We start from the raw sequence: 6336 nt of genomic DNA, 5'->3' as shown, positions 1-6336 counted from the left end.
CCTTGGCAGTCTCAGCACACTTACGAACTTCACCTTTAAGCAAAGTTACTTCCAAAGAATACAAATGCTCAGTTAGCTCTTTCTTGTTGTCCATCCAAAACACTCCCCCTCGTAATCAACATTTCTATTTGTTGATCTTTTCCACTACCCCAGGTACCTCCATCAAATCTTCTATAATAAAATCCGCTTGAACGCCATCGTACCGCTCATCTTTCATCCAAATACTTTTCATACCAACATTTTGAGAAGCTATAATATCATTTTCTGGATGGTCGCCGACATAAATGCTTTCTGCAGGCACCACACCTAGTGATTCTAATGCTTTATGGAATAATTGAGGATCAGGCTTTTTCACCCCTTCCCATTCTGATATAAGGATAGTTTCGAAGTAATCCTCAATCCCTAAGGCCTTAATATTATCTAATTGGAATTGGCCTTTACCATTCGTAATGACCCCAAGCATAAGATGATGGTCACTTAATGTCTCTAACATTCTATTAAGGTTAGGAAATGGTACACAGCTATCTTTAAAACGACTATTATAATTTTCAAGTAACTCCTGCCATGTCAATCCTGTAATGTTAAACTCATTGACTATGCGTTGATAAACTTGATCTTTTGATACGTAACCCCTTTGATCCAGCTCGACAAATCTCGTTATGTATTTTTCTTTAGGTATATGATCCAAAAATGTTTTCAATCTGTCATATTGTTTCTCAACAAAGACCTTCACAGACTTATCTCGATCTAACAACGTTCTATCCAAGTCGAACACGACAGCTTTGATCATATGTTTTCTCCTTTCATGTCATAACCAACTAAGCAAGAAATACCCTATAAACATCAAAATAAAAAAGTTAAATGTCATAATGAGGTTCAACACAACTCCTAACTTACTTTTACCGATCAAGCCAAACAATGCACCAATGGGATTAACTAAGAATGTTAAAGCCCAAAAGCTATAGCCAAATTGAAAAATGATATTCGGTAACCATAAAGCTAGGCCTACAAAAGCACAAATAATTGATAACGTTGTCCATAACTTATTACTCAAAAACTCGCCTCCAATCTAACGGTACTCCATCAACCATTTATTCTCTTCTATTAATTTCACTTTTGAAAATCCACATTTCTCATAACATTTTATAGCTCTAACATTCGTTACTTCAGGGTCCAAAACAACAACATTTGCACCCGTATTATCAAAAATATAATCAGTAAATTGCCGAACCATTTTAGTACCAATTCCTTTGTCAAAAAGGCTTGGAACACCTATAAATTGATCGATTCCATAAACTTGATCATGAGTAGAATAGCCGAATTCCACTTTCTTCTCTTCACTTAAACTATACTTCTGCATATAACCAATAGGTGTGTCACCCAACTCGACTATATAAGGGGTTACTGGTACTTCTTCGGCAATTCGTGGTTCGTATTTTTCCTTAACTTGTTCCAATGAAAAGGGGGAATTCACATCGCCATAGAACTCCAAAACCTCTTCTGTACTTAACCACTTCGCCATGATTTCATAATCTTCATCGTTCATCTTTCTAATTAATAGATCTTGGTTCGGGTTCATATAGTCCACCTCTACTTAGTTGTTATATGATGATTGAATGGAATAAATCGCTTGTTCTGCTCCAAATCTGACCACCTTGTGTTCTAATTTCATCCCTAATTTCTCTAGAAGTTTACAAGAATCTATATTGGCAGTTTGAGTTTCTGCGACTACTTTTAATAGATTTAAGTCATTAAAAGCAAAATTAATAACCCCCTGAACGACTTCAGATGCATAACCTTGCCCCCACCATTCAGGTAAAAATTGATATGAAATCTCGAGATTTTCACCATCATGATGAGGGTTAAGAGAAACTAAACCAATAAAATGACCTGTGGCTTTTTCTTTAACAATCCAATTATAAGAGTCACCCTCTGAGTGAAGCATTTCGTCCATCAACTTATTAACCGAATCTTCATCACACACACCACCAAGAAACTTTCTTACTTTTTGATCTACGTACAATTTCTTAACATCATCAAAGTTTGATTTTTGTAATTTATTAATAAAACATCTTTTCGTTTCAAACAAATAGACATCTCTCCTACCTCAATCTATTTCATTTTCAATTCCTCTAAACCCGAATTTAAAATCTAAGGTACATAGGTTTAAAATTTAACACTAAACCCATTAAACTTATGAATCCCAGTTCCAAAATGTATAAGATCTTCCTCTCTTAAAAATTTAACAGCACACTTAACCTCATCTAATAACTTGGCACTCAGTCCTATCGTATTATGTCCTCCATAAATCATTGTTACATTTGGTATATTTGATATTTTTTCTAGTGATTCTGTGAGGTCAGCGGGGTCAGTTGTTGGAAAAAAGGCATATATAGGCGTTTCATCGTAAAGCAAATCACCAGTAAATAAATAGCCTGTACTTTGATCATATAGTGATATATGACCTGGAGAATGTCCTGGAGTATGGTATATAGACAAATTACGATTTCCTAAAGTTATTTCATCTCCATCATTCAACAAACCAGTAGGCACACCTTGAAATGGTTGATACGTTTCTGGATTAAATGAATCTGGCGTAGGAATGGTAATATCACGCCCAACATCTTTCCTGACTTGCTCAATTGGTAGCTTTTTAATACCGTTGACTAGCCAATCTTCCTCGTCCTTATGAACAAAAATCTCTTTATACTCACCATGACTTCCAATATGGTCCCAATGAACATGTGTCGTGATCACCATAACCGGTAAGCTTGTTAACTGATCTGTAATTCTTTTAATGTTATCTATTCCTAATCCAGTATCGATCAATCCTGCTTTCTTTTCACCAATTAGTAAATATGAGTGTACCTTCTCCCAGTGACCAAATTCACTAATAGCAAAAGTTTTACGATCAATCTGAGTAACTGTAAACCAAGAGTCTTGAATGACCACAAAATCCACCTCTCAACCTCGATTAAAAAGCTTACTTATACCAATCTCATTTCGCATTTTTATCTCCTCTTTCCATCAAAACGCTTTTCAACATTCCTTCTTATAAAAAACTAAATTGGCATACTCATTAATTCTCTTGGTTACTCCAGTTTTAAAGTAACCCATCTTTTCGTACAAATAACAATTCCGCTCTTCTTCCATAATGGTCGCCAACTCCCAAGACTTAGCTTGAGGGAACATTTCTTCAATTAAATTAATCGACTTCTGAGCTATACCTTTTCCTTGATAAGCAGGAAGGATAAACATTGGGCTAATCCAATACTGCCCATTCTCTTTCCAATGTACACAAATCGCACCTACCACTTTCTCATCAGCTGAGATTAAATAAAAACCACCACTTGGATTATGTATTCTCGCTTTTACCCTATCCATAGTTTCATAACCTGGATTTGTAGCATAATCTTTATATTCCTCCAACAAAGGCTTAAATGATTTAATTTGAGTCTCGTGAATTATATTCGCATCTTGTTCTGTTGCTTTTGTTAGCCTAACTTCCATCACTTTCACCTACGTATCATTTGAATAAGGATTGAACCTTTATAGCGACTTCCTTTGGCTTTACGTTAAGGGAAGATAGCCTATTAAGACCAACCCACAACGGTTCATAAGTTCCTCTGTTTCTGTTCAAGTCAGTATACTCCTCACCTTTACCTGACCCAATTGTTCCACTTATAATTTTAGATAAGAAAAAGTATTGAGTACCTTTGTACGTTACCTTATCAAGGCACTCACTAACCCTAACCTCAACACCTAATTCTTCAAAAGCTTCTCTTTTAGCAGCTTCCTCTGGTGTTTCTCCTTCCTCAATTCCACCACCTGGAAAGACGTAATAGACAGAACCTTCTCTAACTCTTTTAATTAGTACAACCTTCTGATCTTCAATTATAACCACTGACCCTCTATTTCTCAGGAGAATCCCTCCCTATCTAAGCTCTTTCACCAAAGTATAGTAACGACTACCAGGCGGATAATCTTCTATTTCACCAACAACTCTATAACCCTTCGTTTCATAAAAAGTACGGGCCTGAAACTCAAAAGTCGTGACTAGCGCTTTTGTTGCACCTTTCTCTTTAGCGATTTTCTCTGCCTTTTCAAGAATTTCGCCACCTAACCCTTTACCTCTATACGTCTCTTGAAACCAAAAGTCATTAAGCTCCATCCAATCCCAATAAACTTCTGCTGTAATGCCTCCAATCCACTCCTCATTGTGTTTAGATACAATAATATTGAATGCTTGTACTGCCCCTTTTTGCCTCGCTTTTTTATGGTGTATAGATAGCTCATTATTATATTCTTTAACTTTACTATGTAAAAAGGATGAAAACCTTTCGTTATCCGTCTCTAAAACCTCAATATTATAATCCACCTTTATCCCCCTATTAAACTAATAATTAACCTTGAACCACGCCGTTTCTTGTAGAAAATCATTTCTTGTTAACTCTTCCCCTGTCACAAACTGCCTGTAAGAGGTTATTGTCCCGTCATGAGAAACTATATAAATCCTTTCCCTCCCAAACGTCTTACACCATCTCAGAAAATGCTCTGCTACCACTTTAAATTCAGTATCAGGCAGTCTATTTATACTAGTTGACCACAAGCTTTTAGGTAATGGTCCTTGGATAGGACAGTCAGGGAAGTCTTCTTTAATTTTCTCTACAGATAAAAGTTCATCACAAGGTAATGTCTGCCCTTCTCGCTTTTGTGGAAACACTCTCGGAGAAATTAACGGACTAACAACCTTTTGACACCTTATATCTTCACTCCAAATCTGCGCTGTCTGTAGGGTTCTTCGAGTAGGACTAATAATTATGAGGTCCTTATTAGATAGTGGAAGTTGTTTCTTAAGTAATTTGGCTTGATTGATACCTTCATTTGTTAAAGAAGGGTCTGAAGTATGTAAACTGTGAGGTAAATCTATGGTGTGTTCTGCTTGTCCATGTCTAACAAATACTAATTCCATCAAACTCCCCATTATTAATATATTATTTTCTCAAAACTGACTGAAAATGAAAGCGTTCCTGTATTAAAACTACTCCGGCGCTACAAGTTCTACTTTGATTCGATCTGGGTCTTCAAAGTAAACCGCGTAATAATTCGCTCCACCAGCAAAAGGGTGTTGATCTGTGTAAAGGATCCTTACACCTCGTGATTTTAATTTCTCCGTCATTTCATCTACATACTGACGCGATTCTGCGTGAAAAGCTAGATGGTTAAGACCGACCCGACACCTATGATATGGAACGTCTAAAAAACGATCTTCTGCTTGGACAAAAACGATATATGTATCACCTAACTTAAAGCTACAACCGCTTTCCCATTCTTGATAAGACGTATACCCTAACTCTTCAAGAAACCAGCGCCAAAAATTAGCAGACTCTTCTAAATTAGAAACATATATTTCTATATGATGTAATAAACCTCTCATTTACGGTCTCCTTCCAAATTATCCGACTTTCTTATTCCAACCTAAACAGGTTCAGTTTGGTCAGCATTTACATAAATACCTAAGCCAAATACGGTTAATAAATGCCTGTACCGACGATTAATACACCCCACAGAGTTCTCATACAACTCCCCTTAAATATTGCTCAGCTGTTTCAATTTTAAAGCGCCCACTTTCTTGCAAAAATTGTGTGAGCAAGTGCAGGTGGCCAGCACCATATAAAACAAATACTCGTTCGTGTTCAGAATCAATTAGGTCGACTAACCTTTTATAAATAACCATGTTTCGATAGTACCAATATTGTGCTGTCCATGTAGCTCCAACGGGGTGTTCAACACTTCCCATTAAAGCAAGTGACATATAAACTTCATGATTCGCTTTGGTCATCTCAAGACTATTTAAGTGCAATAAATAATCCGTAATAGTCTGATTGCGGTAAAGTTCTTCGTTCTCACGTGTTATTTTCTCTACTTCCTCTTTAACGTCTTTGAAAATGTTAGACTCATTTTCCGTAGCCCAAGCTTCTAAGTTTGGCATTCCTTCTAAATTTTCATTCCAATCAACGGCATCGAGTTCACTCAAGCCCGACTCTTTTGCTAACCGAAAGCCAATTTGATGCACTTCATTACTCGTTAACTGAAAATCATCATTTAAAAAATATCTGTAAGCCTTGTTTAAATTATCACGTTTATCTGTTGAAACTTCTAAGGCAACCTTTGTTGGTTGAAACCGTTTTAGGCATTCAATTAAATGTTTTATTTCTTCTTGCCTCTTGCCATTTAAAATACCTTCTGTCTGTGTCATAGATAGATCACCATTGTCAGAATTACTGAAATGGTCAGTGCCGAGGACAAGGATTGTTGGTTTATAACTTGTCAAAA

At 36.4% G+C, this 6336-nt stretch carries 11 protein-coding genes; all 11 read right to left on the bottom strand.

Annotated elements, in window-relative coordinates; translation table 11 throughout:
- Positions 1–124: 124 nt before the first annotated feature.
- Entirely contained in the window at positions 125–790 is a 666-nt protein-coding gene (locus A194_RS0113815) for an HAD family hydrolase (RefSeq protein WP_017187405.1), read from the bottom strand.
- Between the two features lie 18 nt (positions 791–808).
- Positions 809–1054, bottom strand: a complete 246-nt coding sequence (locus A194_RS0113810) for a hypothetical protein (RefSeq protein ID WP_017187404.1) — start codon at positions 1052–1054, stop codon at positions 809–811.
- 15 nt (positions 1055–1069) lie between these two features.
- Entirely contained in the window at positions 1070–1579 is a 510-nt protein-coding gene (locus A194_RS0113805; RefSeq protein ID WP_017187403.1) for a GNAT family N-acetyltransferase, read from the bottom strand.
- Between the two features lie 15 nt (positions 1580–1594).
- The gene (locus tag A194_RS0113800) at positions 1595–2089 is read right to left on the bottom strand and encodes a GNAT family N-acetyltransferase (RefSeq protein ID WP_017187402.1); all 495 of its coding nucleotides are present in this window, start codon (positions 2087–2089) and stop codon (positions 1595–1597) included.
- 77 nt (positions 2090–2166) lie between these two features.
- Entirely contained in the window at positions 2167–2952 is a 786-nt protein-coding gene (locus tag A194_RS0113795; protein WP_017187401.1) for an MBL fold metallo-hydrolase, read from the bottom strand.
- Between the two features lie 87 nt (positions 2953–3039).
- Positions 3040–3510 carry a GNAT family N-acetyltransferase gene (locus A194_RS0113790; RefSeq protein ID WP_017187400.1) on the bottom strand — a complete coding sequence of 157 codons (471 nt, stop codon included), beginning with the start codon at positions 3508–3510 and terminating at the stop codon, positions 3040–3042.
- 16 nt (positions 3511–3526) lie between these two features.
- Positions 3527–3922, bottom strand: coding sequence for an NUDIX hydrolase (locus tag A194_RS0113785; RefSeq protein WP_029425299.1), 396 nt, complete (start codon positions 3920–3922; stop codon positions 3527–3529).
- 12 nt (positions 3923–3934) lie between these two features.
- Complete coding sequence (locus A194_RS0113780; RefSeq protein ID WP_017187398.1) at positions 3935–4378, bottom strand: GNAT family N-acetyltransferase; 444 nt, start codon at positions 4376–4378, stop codon at positions 3935–3937.
- 18 nt (positions 4379–4396) lie between these two features.
- A complete protein-coding gene (locus A194_RS0113775; protein WP_017187397.1) occupies positions 4397–4972 on the bottom strand; it encodes a histidine phosphatase family protein in 576 nt (191 codons plus the stop codon).
- 69 nt (positions 4973–5041) lie between these two features.
- The gene (locus A194_RS0113770) at positions 5042–5437 is read right to left on the bottom strand and encodes a VOC family protein (RefSeq protein ID WP_017187396.1); all 396 of its coding nucleotides are present in this window, start codon (positions 5435–5437) and stop codon (positions 5042–5044) included.
- A gap of 138 nt (positions 5438–5575) precedes the next feature.
- Positions 5576–6336: DUF5694 domain-containing protein (locus tag A194_RS0113765; protein WP_237718778.1), on the bottom strand; the 761-nt coding region annotated here is incomplete at its 5' end.

Source organism: Alkalibacillus haloalkaliphilus C5 (assembly GCF_000269905.1).
Classification (GTDB): Bacteria; Bacillota; Bacilli; order Bacillales; family Alkalibacillaceae; genus Alkalibacillus; species Alkalibacillus haloalkaliphilus_A.
This window is presented reverse-complemented; position numbering and strand designations above follow the sequence as displayed.

What these genes read in the sequence shown, in the direction of transcription:
- A194_RS0113790 (WP_017187400.1), bottom strand. Translation starts at nt 3,510, where the DNA reads ATGGAAGTTAGGCTAACAAAAGCAACAGAACAAGATGCGAATATAATT.
- A194_RS0113815 (WP_017187405.1), bottom strand. Translation starts at nt 790, where the DNA reads ATGATCAAAGCTGTCGTGTTCGACTTGGATAGAACGTTGTTAGATCGA.
- A194_RS0113805 (WP_017187403.1), bottom strand. Translation starts at nt 1,579, where the DNA reads ATGAACCCGAACCAAGATCTATTAATTAGAAAGATGAACGATGAAGAT.
- A194_RS0113770 (WP_017187396.1), bottom strand. Translation starts at nt 5,437, where the DNA reads ATGAGAGGTTTATTACATCATATAGAAATATATGTTTCTAATTTAGAA.
- A194_RS0113775 (WP_017187397.1), bottom strand. Translation starts at nt 4,972, where the DNA reads ATGGAATTAGTATTTGTTAGACATGGACAAGCAGAACACACCATAGAT.